Consider the following 14,919-nt stretch of genomic DNA (forward strand, 5'->3'; position numbering starts at 1 on the left):
AATAGCAAAAAATCTAATTGATGGTACTTTTATGCACACTTATAAAGCCGCAGAGAATGCGCTAAAAGACAAAGTAATTCTAATAACAGGTGCGGGTGATGGCATTGGTCGCGTAGCCGCATTAACTTATGCCAAGCATGGTGCCACTGTTATATTACTTGGTAAAACAACTAATAAACTCGAATGTGTCTATGATGAAATCGTGAACGCAGGCTACCCACAGCCGGCTATCGTGCCGATGGATTTAAAAGGTGCAACAAAACAAAACTACCGCGATTTAGCCGCAACTATAGAAATGCAGTTTGGCAAGTTAGATGGTTTATTAAACAATGCAGGTATTTTGGGTTCATTAGGGCCGCTTGAACATTTCTGTGTTTCTACCTTTGAAAACATTATGAAAGTGAATGTGACTGCGCAAGCCATGATCACTAAATTTATGTTTCCATTATTGCGAAAGTCACCAAGTGCATCTGTTATTTTTACATCCTCTGGTGTTGGTCGCAAAGGCCGTGAGCATTGGGGTGCATATGCAATCTCAAAATTTGCTGTTGAAGGCATGATGCAAACTTGGGCCTGTGAAGTGGGCAAAACCAATATTCGCGTGAACTGTATCAACCCTGGTGCAACTCGCACATCTATGCGTGCTTCTGCATACCCTGGTGAAGATAGAGATAAATTAGCAACGCCAGAAGATTTAATGCCAACTTATTTATACTTGATGAGCGACGACTCTAAAGAGGTGAACGGCCAATCTTTAGATGCTCAACAGAAGTAAGCTAATAGCTAGACACAAAAAAAGCAGCTTTCGCTGCTTTTTTTAATCTTTAAGCCCACTAAATAAAGCGTTTGATAATAAAATCTACTTTCACACGCTTTGCCTGACCCAAAAGTTTCTTAACAGGCGCAGGATAATCATCCATTGTCTCTAAGTCTTGCGGGCCATTTAAACGACGACAGTGCTGCAAAATAGCGTGTTTTTCGTTTTCTATTTGCTCAAGAATATTTTGCTTCGGATCGTCAATTAAAATCCCGTTTTCGATATCTAAACCCCATGCTCGCGGATTCAAATTATGTCCACTAAGCAAATGTAAACGCTTATCTGAACAAATTCCTTTTAAATGGAAAGAGTTGCTTTCATGTTTCCAAAGATAAACATTTAAATTGCCATTTGCGATGTGACGCTTCTGAGACTTTAAAAATTTAAGTAGGATTGTTTCATATAAATAAGGGAGTGCACCAATCTTACTAAAAGGCTCACTAGGAGGCAGATAAAAATCGTTCGCAGTTTTATCACCTACTACAATTGTTACTTGCTTACCTTGTTTTAGTAAGCGACGTAAAGAGCGCATTAATGGTGCTGGGAAATTAAAGTAAGGCGTATAAAGTACTAATTCTTCTTCCGTGGTATCAAATAATGACTTAATCAAACGATTTAGTTTATTACTACGACGACCTAAGCCTAAGAAAAGCCGAACCCCTAATTCACCCGCACTCGCCTCTGCTGCACTTTCATAACTTGCTGATTTAAGATCACGCATTAACTGCTTTTGCGCATTTTTAATATCGTTGAAGTTAACTAGAGGTCGCTTATCAATACGAGGAACAGCCTCAGAACTTAATAAGTGTGATTCAATAAACTCTACCACTGAGTTACACAAACCAGCTTGATGCACTAAAAAGTAGCGATCTAAACGATAACGATCGTCCTGCTGCAAATAGACATTGTTAAGACTTGCACCGCTGTACAATAAAGTATCGTCAATCACAAAGCCTTTTAAATGTAACACGCCAAAAAGCTCTTTCGCTTTAACAGGAACACCATAAACCTTTACATTAGACTGGTACTTTTCCTGAAAGTCACAGTACATACTTGCATTGCCATCAGATTTTGCAGCGCCAATTAAACCTCGCTGAGCGCGATGAAAATCAACCAGTACTTTTACCTCTAGATCAGGATTAGCTAATGAGGCTTCGTGTAATGTCGTTAAAATTTCTCGACCTGCTTCATCATCTTGAAGATACAAAGCAGTTATATAAATTCTTTTTGTCGCTGAACGAATTAAACGCAATAGTTCAATGCGATACTCTTTTGCATTGGTTAAGACCTGTAAGTCTTCCGTAGTCAGCCCGAATGCGGGCTTTTCCTGCCAAAATACCATAATTGCCTGTTCATTTATTTAGCTCATAACTAAAGCTAATATCAAAATTAGCTAAAACATACCAAAAAAATATTGCTTGGTCATGAATAAACGTACTTTGAAGGCATAACAATTGAGAAATAGTTCATTTAACAAGCAAAAAGAGCAGCTTAAATCATAATGAGTAAGGATTATTTGACAGCTTTGCGATTTACCAAAAAAAATAATCGAGCCTTTTGTTTACATCCGCCTTGTTTTTCTTAGAATCGGTCGCATAGACATCGTATTGAAACGTTTTTAGGAAAAACCATGAGTGACGCTAAACACTGTAAACTATTAATTTTGGGTTCTGGACCTGCGGGCTACACGGCGGCAGTTTATGCTGCACGTGCCAACCTTAACCCTGTTCTAATCACAGGAATTCAACAAGGCGGTCAATTAACAACAACGACCGAAGTTGAAAACTGGCCTGGTGATGCGCATGGCTTAACTGGTCCTGCATTAATGGAACGTATGAAAGAGCACGCTGAACGTTTCGAAACTGAAATTATCTTCGATCACATTAACAAAGTTGATGTAACTAGGCGCCCTTTCACTTTAACAGGTGATTCAGGCACATATACTTGTGATGCATTAATCATTGCAACAGGTGCGTCTGCTAAGTACTTAGGTTTAGAATCTGAAACAAACTTCCAAGGTCGTGGTGTCTCTGCTTGTGCAACCTGTGATGGTTTCTTCTATCGCGGTCAAAAAGTTGCTGTTGTTGGTGGTGGTAATACGGCAGTAGAAGAAGCTCTTTACTTATCTAACATCGCCGACGAAGTACACGTGATCCATCGTCGCGATAGCTTCCGTAGTGAGAAGATTCTCGCTGATCGTTTAAATGAAAAAGCGGCAAACGGTAATGTTGTTTTACATTACAATCGTACTTTAGATGAAGTTCTTGGTGATGAAATGGGTGTAACTGGCATCCGCATTAAAGCAACTGACTCAGAAGAGACTGAAAACCTTGACCTTGCAGGTGTATTCATCGCAATTGGCCATAAGCCAAACACTGACATGTTCGAAGGTCAACTAGAAATGAAAGATGGCTACTTAGTAGTTGAATCAGGCTTAAACGGTAATGCGACACAAACAAGCGTACCAGGTGTATTCGCTGCAGGTGACGTGTGTGATCACATTTATCGTCAAGCAATCACATCAGCAGGTACAGGTTGTATGGCTGCCCTAGATGCTGAGCGCTTTTTAGATAATCTATAATCTATTGCTAAATACTAGCTTTGTAAGGGGTTGTCGAAGAACAGCCCCTTTTTTATGGCTAAAATTTTGCTAGAATCATAATAAATAACAACGATAATGCTGATATGATCAAGCAACTTTATCAGCTCTCACCCGAGAGTGTAGATTTCCCAAATCCTGAATATGCCCTCGATGAGCCAGATGGTTTATTAGCTATTGGCGGTGATTTATCAGTTAACCGCATTAAACATGCTTATAAAAATGGTATTTTCCCATGGTTTAGTGATTACGAACCAATTATGTGGTGGTCACCTAGCATGCGCGGTATTATTGAGTTAAATGAATTTCATGTCAGTCGTAGTTTAAAAAAGCACTTAAAACGTGCTCCGGTTCGAGTCACTGTTAATCACGCTTTTTCGCACGTTATCAATGCTTGCCGTGAGCAACGACTCGACGCCGAAGGAACGTGGATCACAGAGCAAATGATGCATGCTTATATCGAAGCACATCATCAAAATATTGCTCACAGTGTAGAAATATGGCAAGAAAACGAACTAGTTGCTGGTTTGTATGGCATCATGCAAAACGGTATATTTTGTGGTGAATCCATGTTTCATACCATCAGCAATGGTTCTAAACTTGCGATGTGGGCATTAGTTAACTGGCTAAAAAAACACCACGCCCATTTTATCGATTGTCAATTAGAAAACCCCTATTTGATCACTTTAGGCGCAAAAGTTATTCCACGTAGAGAATTTTTAACTAGACTTAAATTAGCCCATAGCTATATCCCCACAGCAAGTATGTGGCAACCGCAAGAGTTGATTGATATTTATGACTGAGCATTTACCCGCAAGACTAGGTTTAAGCCAACAATTTGATTGTAGTTATTTACCAAATCGCCAAGAACAACTATTGGTTATTCTTGATCCAAGTTGTTATGGCCCTGATAGGTTTGAGGAACTACTTGCTTTAGGGTTTAGACGAAGTGGTGATCAGATTTATCGTCCCCACTGCCCAAGTTGTAATGCTTGTAACTCAGTGCGGGTACTTGCACAGCAATTTACTCCTTCAAAATCGCAAAAGCGTAAAATGAATAAAGCCAACAAGCGCTTTACTGTTAGCTATAGTGATCATGAACGTGCTGAGTATTACCCACTGTACAGTAAGTACATCACGCAAAGACACCAAGATGGCTCTATGTATCCCCCCGAGCAAAATCAATACGCGAGCTTTTTATTTTGCAAATGGCTTCCTGTGACTTTTATTGAGTTGCGTGATGAAGATCGGTTAGTCGCAGTCGCGGTTACCGATTGTATGAAGAATTCACTTTCAGCTATCTATACTTTTTTTGACCCAGATTATGAACAATACAGTATCGGCAGTATTATGATCATGGAACAAATTGAGTTTGCAAAACAACAAGCAAAAGAATTTGTCTATTTGGGTTATCAAATCGATGAATGCAACAAAATGAAATATAAAACTCAATTTTTGCCGGCACAAAAGCATATTGGCGATCAGTGGTTGGCGATTTAATTGACAAATTTGAGCCCTGTAGCTTTACTTATTGCCGTATTTTCGGCAAAATCTGCAGCGTTTAACTATTAAAGAGGTGTTACGCTAAACATGGCGAAAGAAGACGTAATCGAAATGCAAGGTACGGTCCTTGATACTTTACCAAATACAATGTTCCGAGTTGAGCTAGAAAACGGTCACGTAGTTGTGGCTCATATCTCTGGTAAAATGCGCAAAAACTACATCCGCATTTTAACTGGCGACAAAGTAACCGTAGAAATGACTCCTTACGATTTATCGAAAGGTCGCATCGTATTCCGTGCTCGCTAAGTTAGTGCGATAACGAGAAATTTAGCTTTTTGCTGCTTTGAGTGAGCAGGTGTGTTTATTACAAAGAGCTAAAAGCGTTTGTTAAATGGTGTTAAAACTAACTTAGTTTTAATTCCATTTAATAAACAAAAAGCCCAGCAATTGCTGGGCTTTTTGTTTTCAGCTAAGAATCAACTTAAGCTGTTTCTAGGCTAGTCTCAAAGTCAAAGTGAATCTTTTTATCCTTCACCGAGACCTTAACCGAACCACCATCGGCTAATTCACCAAATAAGATTGCATTTGCAAGGGGCTTTTTAAGCTCATCTTGGATAACACGTGCCATCGGACGTGCCCCCATTGCCTTATCGTAGCCTTTATCTGCCAACCACTCTCTAGCTTTGGAGGTAAGCTCAAGATTAACTGACTTCTTATCAAGTTGCGCTTGTAATTCAACAATGAATTTATCAACCACTTGCAAGATAACCTCTTTCTCAAGGTGGTTAAACCAAATGATATTATCTAAACGGTTTCTAAACTCAGGCGAAAATACCTTGTTAATTTCACTCATCGCATCATGAGAATGATCTTGCTCAGTAAACCCGATTGATTTACGAACAGTCTCTTGCACACCAGCATTAGTTGTCATAACTAGTACGACATTTCTGAAGTCTGCTTTACGGCCATTGTTATCGGTTAATGTGCCATGATCCATAACCTGCAGTAGAATGTTGTAAATATCGGAATGACCTTTCTCAATTTCATCCAAAAGCACAACCGCATGCGGGTTTTTAATCACTGCTTCTGTCAGTAGGCCGCCTTGTTCAAAACCTACATAGCCAGGAGGCGCACCAATCAAACGGCTCACCGCATGTCGCTCAACATACTCAGACATATCAAACCGTATAAACTCAACGCCCATGCACTTAGCAAGCTGCTTAGTAACCTCTGTTTTACCAACCCCTGTTGGGCCAGCAAACAAGAACGAGCCAATCGGTTTATCTTCATTGGCCAGACCAGAACGAGATAGGCGAATAGCAGATGTCAGTGCATCGATAGATTGGTCTTGACCAAACACCAGCATCTTTAAGTTGCGATCAAGATTTTTCAGCGTTTCTTTATCACTTGACGAAACACTTTGCTGCGGAATACGAGCCATTTTAGATACAATCAGCTCAATATCTGCCACACCAATGGTTTTTTTACGTTTCGATGCTGGTTGCAAACGTTGATTTGCACCAGCTTCATCGATGACATCAATTGCCTTATCGGGTAAATGACGCTCATTAATGTATTTTGCACTTAACTCAGCAGCCGCTTTAAGCGCTTTTTGCGTGTAACGAATACCATGATGCTCTTCGTAACGTTCTTTTAAGCCGTTAAGAATTTTTGTGGTATCAGCCACGCTTGGTTCAAGCACATCAATCTTTTGAAAACGACGTACTAAAGCACGGTCTTTTTCAAAGATATTTTTAAACTCGTTATAGGTTGTAGAACCCATACAGCGAAGCTTACCGCTTGAAAGCAGCGGTTTAATAAGGTTTGATGCATCCATTACCCCACCCGATGCAGCACCTGCACCAATGATAGTGTGGATTTCATCAATGAATAAAATTGAGCCAGGCTTTGCTTGTAGCTCTTTCAATAGTGATTTGAAACGTTTTTCAAAATCACCTCGGTATTTAGTACCGGCAAGCAACGCCCCCATATCAAGTGAATAAACCACCGCGTCAGCGATAACTTCCGGCACTTCTTTATTGACAATGCGATAAGCAAGGCCTTCGGCAATCGCTGTTTTACCAACCCCTGCTTCACCAACCAGTAGTGGGTTATTTTTCTTACGACGGCATAATACCTGAACCGTTCTCTCAACTTCGTTATCGCGGCCTACTAATGGGTCAATGTTACCGTCGATAGCTTGTTGGTTAAGGTTCGTTGTAAAGTTTTCGAGTTTTGTTGGCTCTTCACCCTGCACTTCTTGCACTTCTTCATGGATATCATCATGGTCTTCACCACCAAGATCGTCATCAGTTTTAGAAATACCATGCGAAATGAAATTCACAATATCCAAACGGTTAATGTCGGCTTTTTTCAGTAAATAAACCGCTTGGCTTTCTTGCTCAGAAAAAATAGCAACCAGCACGTTCACGCCAGTAACTTCATTTTTGCCTGATGATTGCACATGAAATACAGCGCGCTGTAATACTCGCTGAAAACCTAATGTTGGCTGTGTTTCTCTGTCTTCTTCAAGATCAGGAATCACAGGCGTGGTTTCATCAATGAATTCTGATAATTCAACTTTTAATGCGCCCATATCAACACCACAGGCGTTTAGCGCTTCTCCAGCAGAAGGGTTATCGAGCAGCGCAAGTAAAAGATGCTCGACGGTCATAAATTCATGCCGACGCGTTCTCGCTTCGCGAAACGCCGCATTCAGAGTTAGTTCTAAGTCTTTGTTTAGCATTGGCAACCCCTTACTGAGATAATATTTTATATACCGTTGTGACGGGTTAATCGGTTCACCCTACCTTGGTATTTATTCCTGCTCACAACTACAAAGCAGTGGATGCTCGTTATCTCGTGCGTAACGATTAACTTGCTCAGCTTTGGTATGGGCTACATCGGCACTGTAAACACCGCATATTGCTTTACCGTTATGATGAACTTGAAGCATCACATCTGTTGCTCTATCGCTATCCATATTAAAAAACGTCATAAGTACTTCTATCACAAAGTCCATAGGCGTGTAATCATCATTGTTTAAAATGACTTTATATTTTCGCGGCGGCTGCAATTTTTGCTTTTCACTATCGCGAACTGTATCAATAACACCAGAATCTTTCATACCACTCATAATAAATATAGTCTTGTCTTTAGAACTCAAGCAAACTTGAATAAAAAAATAAATAAATTGTTAAAAAATAGCCCAAAACACTTGACTGATTGGCCAAATAAACTACAGTCAAAGATAGATTGATTAATCATTAGTCAGTCTAGCAAATTACACGGTTTAGAATAACTAAATTAGTCAACTTATAGAAGGATGTAGAAGTATGGCTTGTGGAAAAGTCAAATGGTTCAACAATGCCAAAGGTTTTGGTTTTATCGTAGAAGACGGCAGCGAGACTGATATATTCGCTCATTACTCAACGATTGTAATGGACGGTTATAAAACACTTAAAGCTGGTCAAGATGTAACATTCGAATTGCAACAAGGTCCTAAAGGGTTACACGCAACGAATATTGCGCCTAACGATGAGATCTCTTAGGTGAACCTATTCGAGTACCAAGCGAGCGACCTTGTTAAGATCCTCGCTTACTTCCCTATCTCCCATTGATTTTTATTTTCAACTTGAAATTCCATTTCTTTACCCCAATAGTTTAATTGTTATTAGCCCTTTAGAGCCAAGCTTGTTACACTCTTGTTGCTTAAATTTAGCTTTTTCGTCATTTTGACGTAAGGCTTTTGGCTAATTTCAAAGCTAGCTTATTTGAGCTATAAGAATTTTATGCCTTTTTGCATAATTAAAAGATCTATTTTGCAAATTGGTATTACAGTCTGTCAGCTGTGGTTATTTTGATACTCTGTATTAAGTTGCAACAGCTAACAGACTGCTTGCTGTCGTTATATCGAAATACTTATATTTAAGACTTGATATACCATAGCAGTATAATTGCATTGTTGAATATGGCTAATTAAGGGTTACTGTTAGCGCAGTTACAATCAAACATTACGCCAACTATCTAGGAATGATGATGACATCAAAAATTATCTATACTAAAACAGATGAAGCGCCAGCTCTTGCTACGTATTCATTGTTACCAATCATCCAAGCGTACACAAACGCTGCAGGTGTTGAAGTTGAAACTCGCGATATTTCATTAGCGGGCCGTGTAATTGCCAACTTCCCTGAGTATTTAACTGAAGAACAACGAATTGATGATGCACTTGCTGAATTAGGTGATATGGCTAAAACACCTGAAGCTAACATTATCAAACTACCAAACATCAGTGCGTCTATTCCTCAGTTACGTGCTGTAATCAAAGAGTTGCAAGCGAAAGGCTACGCTTTACCTGATTATCCATCAGAGCCAAAAACTGATGAAGAAAAGAAAATCAAAGCAACTTACGACAAAATCAAAGGTTCTGCTGTAAACCCGGTTCTTCGTGAAGGTAACTCTGACCGTCGTGCACCTGGTTCAGTTAAAGAATACGCTCGCAACAATCCTCACTCAATGGGTGCGTGGAGCAAAGATTCTCAATCTTACGTTGCAAGCATGGAAGAAGGTGACTTCTTCGGTTCTGAGCAATCAGTAACGGTAGCTGAAGCAACTGACGTGCGTATCGAACATGTTGCTGAAAACGGCGATATTACGGTTCTTAAAGCAAGCACGCCACTATTAGCTGGCGAAGTTATTGATGCTTCTTGTATGAGTGCCACTAAACTTCAAGCTTTCCTTGCTAAAGAAATTCAAGCTGCGAAAGACAAAGGCGTGTTGTTCTCGTTACATATGAAAGCAACCATGATGAAAGTGTCTGATCCAATCATCTTCGGTCATGCTGTAAAAGTATTCTTCAAAGACGTATTTACAAAACACGCTGATCTTTTCAAAGAACTAGATGTTGACGTAAACAACGGCTTTGGCGATGTATTCTCAAAAATCGAAAGCCTAGACGCAGCTAAAAAAGCTGAAATAGAAGCTGATATCCAAGCTGTATACGACAACAACCCTGCTATTGCTATGGTTGATTCTGACCGTGGTATCACAAACCTTCACGTTCCAAGCGATGTAATCATCGATGCATCAATGCCTGCTGCAATTCGTTCTAGCGGTCAAATGTGGAACAGCGAAGGCAAATTACAAGACACAAGCTTTGTAATTCCAGATCGTTGTTACTCAGGTGTTTACCAAGCAACTATCGATTTCTGTAAAGAAAACGGTGCATTCGATCCAACAACAATGGGTAGCGTACCTAACGTTGGTCTTATGGCGCAAAAAGCTGAAGAGTACGGTTCACACGACAAAACGTTTGAAGTTACAGCAGCTGGTAAAATCCGTGTAGTAGACACAGCTGGCACAACATTACTTGAGCATGCTGTTGAGCAAGGCGATATCTGGCGTATGTGTCAGGTAAAAGACGCACCAATTCAAGATTGGGTTAAACTTGCTGTTAACCGCGCTCGCGCAACTAACACACCGGCAGTTTTCTGGTTAGACGAAAACCGTGCACACGATGCTGAATTAATCAAAAAAGTAAACGCGTATCTGCCACAACATGATACTGATGGTCTTGAGATCCATATTTTAGCACCGATTGAAGCGACTAAATTCTCATTAGAGCGCATCAAAGAAGGTAAAGACACAATTTCAGTAACTGGTAACGTTTTACGTGACTACCTAACTGATTTATTCCCGATTCTTGAGCTTGGTACAAGTGCTAAAATGCTTTCAATCGTACCACTTATGAATGGTGGTGGTTTATTCGAAACAGGTGCAGGTGGTTCAGCGCCTAAGCACGTTCAACAATTCGAAAAAGAAAACCACTTACGTTGGGATTCTTTAGGTGAGTTCTTAGCGCTTGCAGCTTCTTTAGAGCATCTAGCGGTTAATACAGGTAACAAGAAAGCTCAAGTACTTGCTGATACACTAGACAAAGCTACAGGTACTTTCTTAGCTGAAAACAAATCACCTTCACGTAAAGTGAAAGAGATTGATAACCGTGGTTCGCACTTCTTCCTTTCATTATTCTGGGCACAAGAACTTGCTGCACAAAATGATGACGCGGAATTAAAAGCGCAATTCACGCAAATCGCTACTGATTTAGAAGCTCAAAAAGAGCAAATCATCACTGAGTTGAACGATGCACAAGGTTCAGCAATGGATGTGGGTGGTTATTTCCAACCAAATGATGAGCTTGCATTCAAAGCAATGCGCCCAAGCACAACATTTAACGATATTTTAGCAAAATTAGTGTAATTCGTTAGAACTCGCTAATCTTCTAAAAAATAAGAGAGTTATCTCGATTGCTGAGGCTCTATGAGCCTTAGCAAAAGAGCAACTCTCTTTTTTATACCAATTCGCTTAATTAAACCGTCTACTTTGATGCAATAAACTGGCTGATAACAAGACACAAACTTCGTTATCTACTTGTTCTCGAAAATTGCCTCAACATTGTTGTAATTACTATATCCATACAGTCATAAATAAGTAATTTTTAAAGCTGTTAAAAAGCTTTAATCTCTTAAATGATTAAGCATGACTGCCAACTGGTATTATTCCTTCAACCTAGTCAGCTGTTCATAAACCACAACATATAACAATAGCTACGATTCAGTTTTAACTTATAACTAAGCGTTTGCTGTTTTCGCCTTTTTGTTTTTAGCCATACGTTTAGCGCGTTTAATGGCAGATTTTTTTGATGCTTTCTTTTGCGCTATCTTGAGCACTATGGCCTCTTTTAGTTGCTTTTTAGCTGCTTTAAGACGTTTTTGAGCATTCTTAGCAAGACTTTCAGCTTCGTTTGCTTTATCAACGGCTGCTTGGGCTTGTTCAGCGGCCTCTTTTGCAATCGCAGCGGTTCTTTGAACTTCTTTTTTACTTTTAGCGAGGCTCTTCTCTAACTTTGCTAGGCGCTCGTCATACATTGGATCTGTAATTTCCATTTCACTCTCCTAATCTTAACGTTGAGACATTTTTGTTGGTTCACCAACAATTAATGAGTCAACTTGATCAACAATTTCATGGTCTTTGCCTGGATAATCTAAACAACTTAAAAAGTGACGCATGCAGTTAATACGACCACGTTTTTTGTCATCAGAACGAATTTGAGTCCACGGTGCGTCTTTAGTATGGGTATGAAACATCATGGCGTCTTTTGCTGCACTGTAGTCATGCCATTTAGCTAATGATGCCATATCGACCGGGCTCAGTTTCCATTGCTTTAGAGGATCGTTTTGGCGTGATTTAAAGCGTCTAAATTGCTCTTCTCTACTCACAGAAAACCAATATTTAAATAATTTAATACCACTGTTAACCAACATGCGTTCAAGCTGGGGTGTTTGCCGCATAAATTCGAGGTATTCTTGGTCTTCACAAAACCCCATGACCTTCTCTACGCCAGCGCGATTATACCAAGAACGATCAAACAGAATTATTTCTCCCTTTGCTGGTAGATGATTGATATAACGCTGAAAATACCATTGATCACGTTCACGGGCAGTGGGTTTCTCAAGCGCTACAACATGCGCCCCACGCGGATTTAAGTGCTCCATAAAGCGCTTTATTGTTCCACCCTTTCCTGCTGCGTCACGGCCTTCAAATAAAATAACAATTTGTTGGTTAGTCTCTTTCACCCAACCTTGCATTTTTAATAACTCTATTTGAAGTTCATGTTTATGGCGCTCATACTCTACAACGTCCATTTTACGCTTGTATGGATATAGGCCATCAGCATTCCATTTTAAATTTGGGTTCTTTACATTTAAGTCAAATACAACATCCTGTTTAGTTTTTCCCTTACTTACTTTTGTAGGCTTAATTAATACTGATTCGACGTTTACTGTCTGCATGGCAACTCCTTTTTAGTAAATATTTACGTACCTTCATTAAGAACTGTATATTTTTACTTTATGCCAGTTGCAGCATTATTTATTGATCTACATCTATTATTTATCGATATAGAAAACTCTTAAAAATATTTAATTTAGTTATTTTTTACTAACAACACCAAGGAGTATATTTAATAATTTTTAGTTAGTTTTAAATTAGCAAACAAAATTACCAACATTAAACAGGCAAGAACATAAGTAATTAATAAATAATAATTAAATTTCACACCTTAAGATCTTTTATTGTAAGAAGACTACCTAAATTAGTTGAAACTATATTTTTTTACTCATTATTTTTATCTTACCTAACTTAAAACCAACAAAATAAGAGTAGTAAAGAAAATAAAAATAGGGAAGATAGTATTAGAACAATACTTGTTGATGAAAGGGTTAATTAAATATAAAAGCAAGCTAAAATAAATGAGGGAGCATAAAAAGCTCCCTCATATAGCACACTTTACATACGCACAGGGCGTGTTGTTGATGCAGTTATTTAACAATCCATGGGGTTGCGCTGATCAACCGAGCACTTGTTTGCAGTTTTGTTTGATTGTCTTGCCAATCATCAGTCACCATTATTGCGCAACGGCTTTGCTTGCAATTATCTGCCTCTGATATTGCCACATTTTCATCCGCAAATTTAAGCACAACTCCCTGTTGCTCTGGCAACAAAAACCACATTAATTTACTGACGAAGAATCCTGATAAATCAGATAGCAATTCATCAAACTCTTCATTTAACTCATAAAGGTTTGCTTTTGTCAGTGCAAAGTCACTCAGGTTGGTTGCTTCAATTTGTAGCTTTAATTGGCAATCATGCTGTGGGTTCTCAGGTTGTACGACAATTACAGCCTTATCTGTATCGAGTTGTTTATCAAACGGTAGCAACAACTGGGCTTGATCTGTATAGGTAAGATCAAATTCTTGTTGTTCTGTTATTATTTTCCCTGACTTAATTTTGCATACATCATTTGTAGCAATGTCAGATAAATAAAAGTTTACTTGCGCGTACTGAAAGTCACCTTTGTTAACCACTTTAAGGCGGTCATAAAAGCCATCGTATGCAACAACAAACTCGCCTGCGGTTGCTGTTCCTACAGAAGCACCTAAGGTAGCGGCTAACACTACCGCCTTGAAACATGACATAACTTTATTCATCAAAATATGCTCTGTTTTGATTTATCATTGTGTTTAACTCTTCAATGTAAGCTTCTCGTCGCTCAGAATAAGATAACAAGCCCTGCGTTAAAACTGTGGCTTCAATAGGCTTTTGTTGACGACGTAAATCTGCTCTGATTGAACGTAAATCTTTGTATGCCGCATGAGTATTAATGTTTTTAAAGTAAGAGCTTACAGCAGCTCTTACAGACTTAAAAGCCGTTACTTCATGAGCAGCTTCATCAGCACGACGGCGTGGTACCATACCGCAACCTTTTTTGTAGCACCACTGACCAAAAAAGTTAAGGCCAATTCGCGCAAATCGCGATGTTCCCCAAGCCGATTCATTCGCAGCCTGCATCAAAGCAAGTTCTTTTGGAATAATATCAACACGGCGTAATGCCTGAGATAGTGACAGTACATCAATCGTCGTCGGCAGTTTATAACTGGTGAGGATTTTCTTTATGTCTGATTTTTGTTTAACTGTTAAAGGCTCATTATATTCCAGCATCATGCGAGCTATTTCTAATGTTGCTCTTTGCTGCAAAATCTTCTTATTTTCAGCCTCAACATGCGGGCGTATAAAATCAAAAAATGCATGTTTCTTCTCTTTTACATCACTGAACGCAGCAAAATCAGGGAGTTTAACATTATGTAATGGCTTCTCTTTTTTTATAGTTTGCTGGCTGCCCTTGCTAGTTGCAAGGTCTTGTGAAGATACGTCAACATCACTTTCATTATCTATAAAAGGTGACAACAGTGCCCAAGTAAAAAAGGCAGCTAGTAAAATTTGAAAAACGTATTTAAGCATGTATTCTCTCAAGTAAACTACTACTCATGTGCGGTAACATCACACACATACAAAGGCGGAGTATATCAAACAAGCCAATCTTTGGCGAATTCGGTGCTATTTTTTTCACCTCAATCGTATTTAAAAAGTCTCATAATAC

14 protein-coding genes are annotated in these 14,919 nt (G+C 39.2%); 7 read left to right on the forward strand and 7 right to left on the reverse strand.

What is annotated here, in order from left to right; all coding sequences use genetic code 11:
* The first annotated feature begins 31 nt into the window (after positions 1 to 31).
* Positions 32 to 775 (forward strand): YciK family oxidoreductase, encoded by a 744-nt coding sequence (locus AAEU31_RS09555; RefSeq protein WP_135924973.1) that lies wholly within the window; start codon positions 32 to 34, stop codon positions 773 to 775.
* A gap of 58 nt (positions 776 to 833) precedes the next feature.
* On the opposite strand, the gene pssA is transcribed toward AAEU31_RS09555, so the two are convergent.
* Positions 834 to 2,159: a CDP-diacylglycerol--serine O-phosphatidyltransferase gene (gene pssA / locus AAEU31_RS09560; protein ID WP_421967088.1), complete on the reverse strand. Its 1,326-nt coding sequence runs from the start codon at positions 2,157 to 2,159 to the stop codon at positions 834 to 836.
* 288 nt (positions 2,160 to 2,447) lie between these two features.
* Here pssA and trxB point away from each other — a divergent pair, with 288 nt between their 5' ends.
* The 4 genes from trxB (at position 2,448) to infA (ending at position 5,225) form a co-directional block, all read left to right on the forward strand.
* Positions 2,448 to 3,398: a thioredoxin-disulfide reductase gene (trxB, locus tag AAEU31_RS09565; RefSeq protein WP_421967089.1), complete on the forward strand. Its 951-nt coding sequence runs from the start codon at positions 2,448 to 2,450 to the stop codon at positions 3,396 to 3,398.
* Between the two features lie 104 nt (positions 3,399 to 3,502).
* The gene (aat, locus tag AAEU31_RS09570) at positions 3,503 to 4,219 is read left to right on the forward strand and encodes a leucyl/phenylalanyl-tRNA--protein transferase (RefSeq protein ID WP_135924981.1); all 717 of its coding nucleotides are present in this window, start codon (positions 3,503 to 3,505) and stop codon (positions 4,217 to 4,219) included.
* On the forward strand, positions 4,212 to 4,916 hold the full coding sequence (locus AAEU31_RS09575; RefSeq protein WP_421967090.1) for an arginyltransferase: 705 nt from the start codon (positions 4,212 to 4,214) through the stop codon (positions 4,914 to 4,916). Before aat ends, AAEU31_RS09575 begins: the two co-directional genes overlap by 8 nt.
* Before the next feature lie 90 nt (positions 4,917 to 5,006).
* Positions 5,007 to 5,225: a translation initiation factor IF-1 gene (infA, locus tag AAEU31_RS09580; RefSeq protein ID WP_002962494.1), complete on the forward strand. Its 219-nt coding sequence runs from the start codon at positions 5,007 to 5,009 to the stop codon at positions 5,223 to 5,225.
* 175 nt (positions 5,226 to 5,400) lie between these two features.
* Here infA and clpA read toward each other — a convergent pair whose 3' ends face one another.
* Together clpA and clpS are read right to left on the reverse strand one after the other, a co-directional pair.
* On the reverse strand, positions 5,401 to 7,665 hold the full coding sequence (gene clpA, locus AAEU31_RS09585) for an ATP-dependent Clp protease ATP-binding subunit ClpA (RefSeq protein WP_421967091.1): 2,265 nt from the start codon (positions 7,663 to 7,665) through the stop codon (positions 5,401 to 5,403).
* Between the two features lie 72 nt (positions 7,666 to 7,737).
* Complete coding sequence (clpS, locus tag AAEU31_RS09590; protein WP_171040478.1) at positions 7,738 to 8,046, reverse strand: ATP-dependent Clp protease adapter ClpS; 309 nt, start codon at positions 8,044 to 8,046, stop codon at positions 7,738 to 7,740.
* Positions 8,047 to 8,254: 208 nt separating this feature from the next.
* Here clpS and cspD point away from each other — a divergent pair, with 208 nt between their 5' ends.
* Positions 8,255 to 8,470, forward strand: a complete 216-nt coding sequence (gene cspD / locus AAEU31_RS09595) for a cold shock domain-containing protein CspD (RefSeq protein ID WP_036968098.1) — start codon at positions 8,255 to 8,257, stop codon at positions 8,468 to 8,470.
* A gap of 487 nt (positions 8,471 to 8,957) precedes the next feature.
* Positions 8,958 to 11,180: an NADP-dependent isocitrate dehydrogenase gene (locus tag AAEU31_RS09600; RefSeq protein ID WP_421967092.1), complete on the forward strand. Its 2,223-nt coding sequence runs from the start codon at positions 8,958 to 8,960 to the stop codon at positions 11,178 to 11,180.
* A 371-nt stretch (positions 11,181 to 11,551) separates the two neighbouring features.
* On the opposite strand, the gene AAEU31_RS09605 is transcribed toward AAEU31_RS09600, so the two are convergent.
* From AAEU31_RS09605 to AAEU31_RS09620, 4 genes are all read right to left on the reverse strand, one after another.
* Positions 11,552 to 11,866, reverse strand: coding sequence for a hypothetical protein (locus tag AAEU31_RS09605; RefSeq protein ID WP_135924994.1), 315 nt, complete (start codon positions 11,864 to 11,866; stop codon positions 11,552 to 11,554).
* Between the two features lie 15 nt (positions 11,867 to 11,881).
* Positions 11,882 to 12,772, reverse strand: a complete 891-nt coding sequence (gene ppk2, locus AAEU31_RS09610) for a polyphosphate kinase 2 (RefSeq protein ID WP_421967093.1) — start codon at positions 12,770 to 12,772, stop codon at positions 11,882 to 11,884.
* 528 nt (positions 12,773 to 13,300) lie between these two features.
* Entirely contained in the window at positions 13,301 to 13,969 is a 669-nt protein-coding gene (locus AAEU31_RS09615) for a DUF2987 domain-containing protein (RefSeq protein ID WP_138558903.1), read from the reverse strand.
* Positions 13,962 to 14,780: a glucosaminidase domain-containing protein gene (locus AAEU31_RS09620; protein WP_421967094.1), complete on the reverse strand. Its 819-nt coding sequence runs from the start codon at positions 14,778 to 14,780 to the stop codon at positions 13,962 to 13,964. Before AAEU31_RS09620 ends, AAEU31_RS09615 begins: the two co-directional genes overlap by 8 nt.
* Between the last annotated feature and the right edge of the window lie 139 nt (positions 14,781 to 14,919).

The sequence above is a fragment of the Pseudoalteromonas thalassia genome (assembly GCF_049257215.1).
In the GTDB taxonomy this organism is placed as follows: Bacteria; Pseudomonadota; Gammaproteobacteria; order Enterobacterales; family Alteromonadaceae; genus Pseudoalteromonas; species Pseudoalteromonas lipolytica_C.

Coding starts and splice junctions, on each gene's coding strand:
- AAEU31_RS09555 (WP_135924973.1), top strand. CDS start 32: ATGCACACTTATAAAGCCGCAGAGAATGCGCTAAAAGACAAAGTAATT.
- pssA (WP_421967088.1), bottom strand. CDS start 2,159: ATGGTATTTTGGCAGGAAAAGCCCGCATTCGGGCTGACTACGGAAGAC.
- trxB (WP_421967089.1), top strand. CDS start 2,448: ATGAGTGACGCTAAACACTGTAAACTATTAATTTTGGGTTCTGGACCT.
- aat (WP_135924981.1), top strand. CDS start 3,503: ATGATCAAGCAACTTTATCAGCTCTCACCCGAGAGTGTAGATTTCCCA.
- AAEU31_RS09575 (WP_421967090.1), top strand. CDS start 4,212: ATGACTGAGCATTTACCCGCAAGACTAGGTTTAAGCCAACAATTTGAT.
- infA (WP_002962494.1), top strand. CDS start 5,007: ATGGCGAAAGAAGACGTAATCGAAATGCAAGGTACGGTCCTTGATACT.
- clpA (WP_421967091.1), bottom strand. CDS start 7,665: ATGCTAAACAAAGACTTAGAACTAACTCTGAATGCGGCGTTTCGCGAA.
- clpS (WP_171040478.1), bottom strand. CDS start 8,046: ATGAAAGATTCTGGTGTTATTGATACAGTTCGCGATAGTGAAAAGCAA.
- cspD (WP_036968098.1), top strand. CDS start 8,255: ATGGCTTGTGGAAAAGTCAAATGGTTCAACAATGCCAAAGGTTTTGGT.
- AAEU31_RS09600 (WP_421967092.1), top strand. CDS start 8,958: ATGACATCAAAAATTATCTATACTAAAACAGATGAAGCGCCAGCTCTT.
- AAEU31_RS09605 (WP_135924994.1), bottom strand. CDS start 11,866: ATGGAAATTACAGATCCAATGTATGACGAGCGCCTAGCAAAGTTAGAG.
- ppk2 (WP_421967093.1), bottom strand. CDS start 12,772: ATGCAGACAGTAAACGTCGAATCAGTATTAATTAAGCCTACAAAAGTA.
- AAEU31_RS09615 (WP_138558903.1), bottom strand. CDS start 13,969: ATGAATAAAGTTATGTCATGTTTCAAGGCGGTAGTGTTAGCCGCTACC.
- AAEU31_RS09620 (WP_421967094.1), bottom strand. CDS start 14,780: ATGCTTAAATACGTTTTTCAAATTTTACTAGCTGCCTTTTTTACTTGG.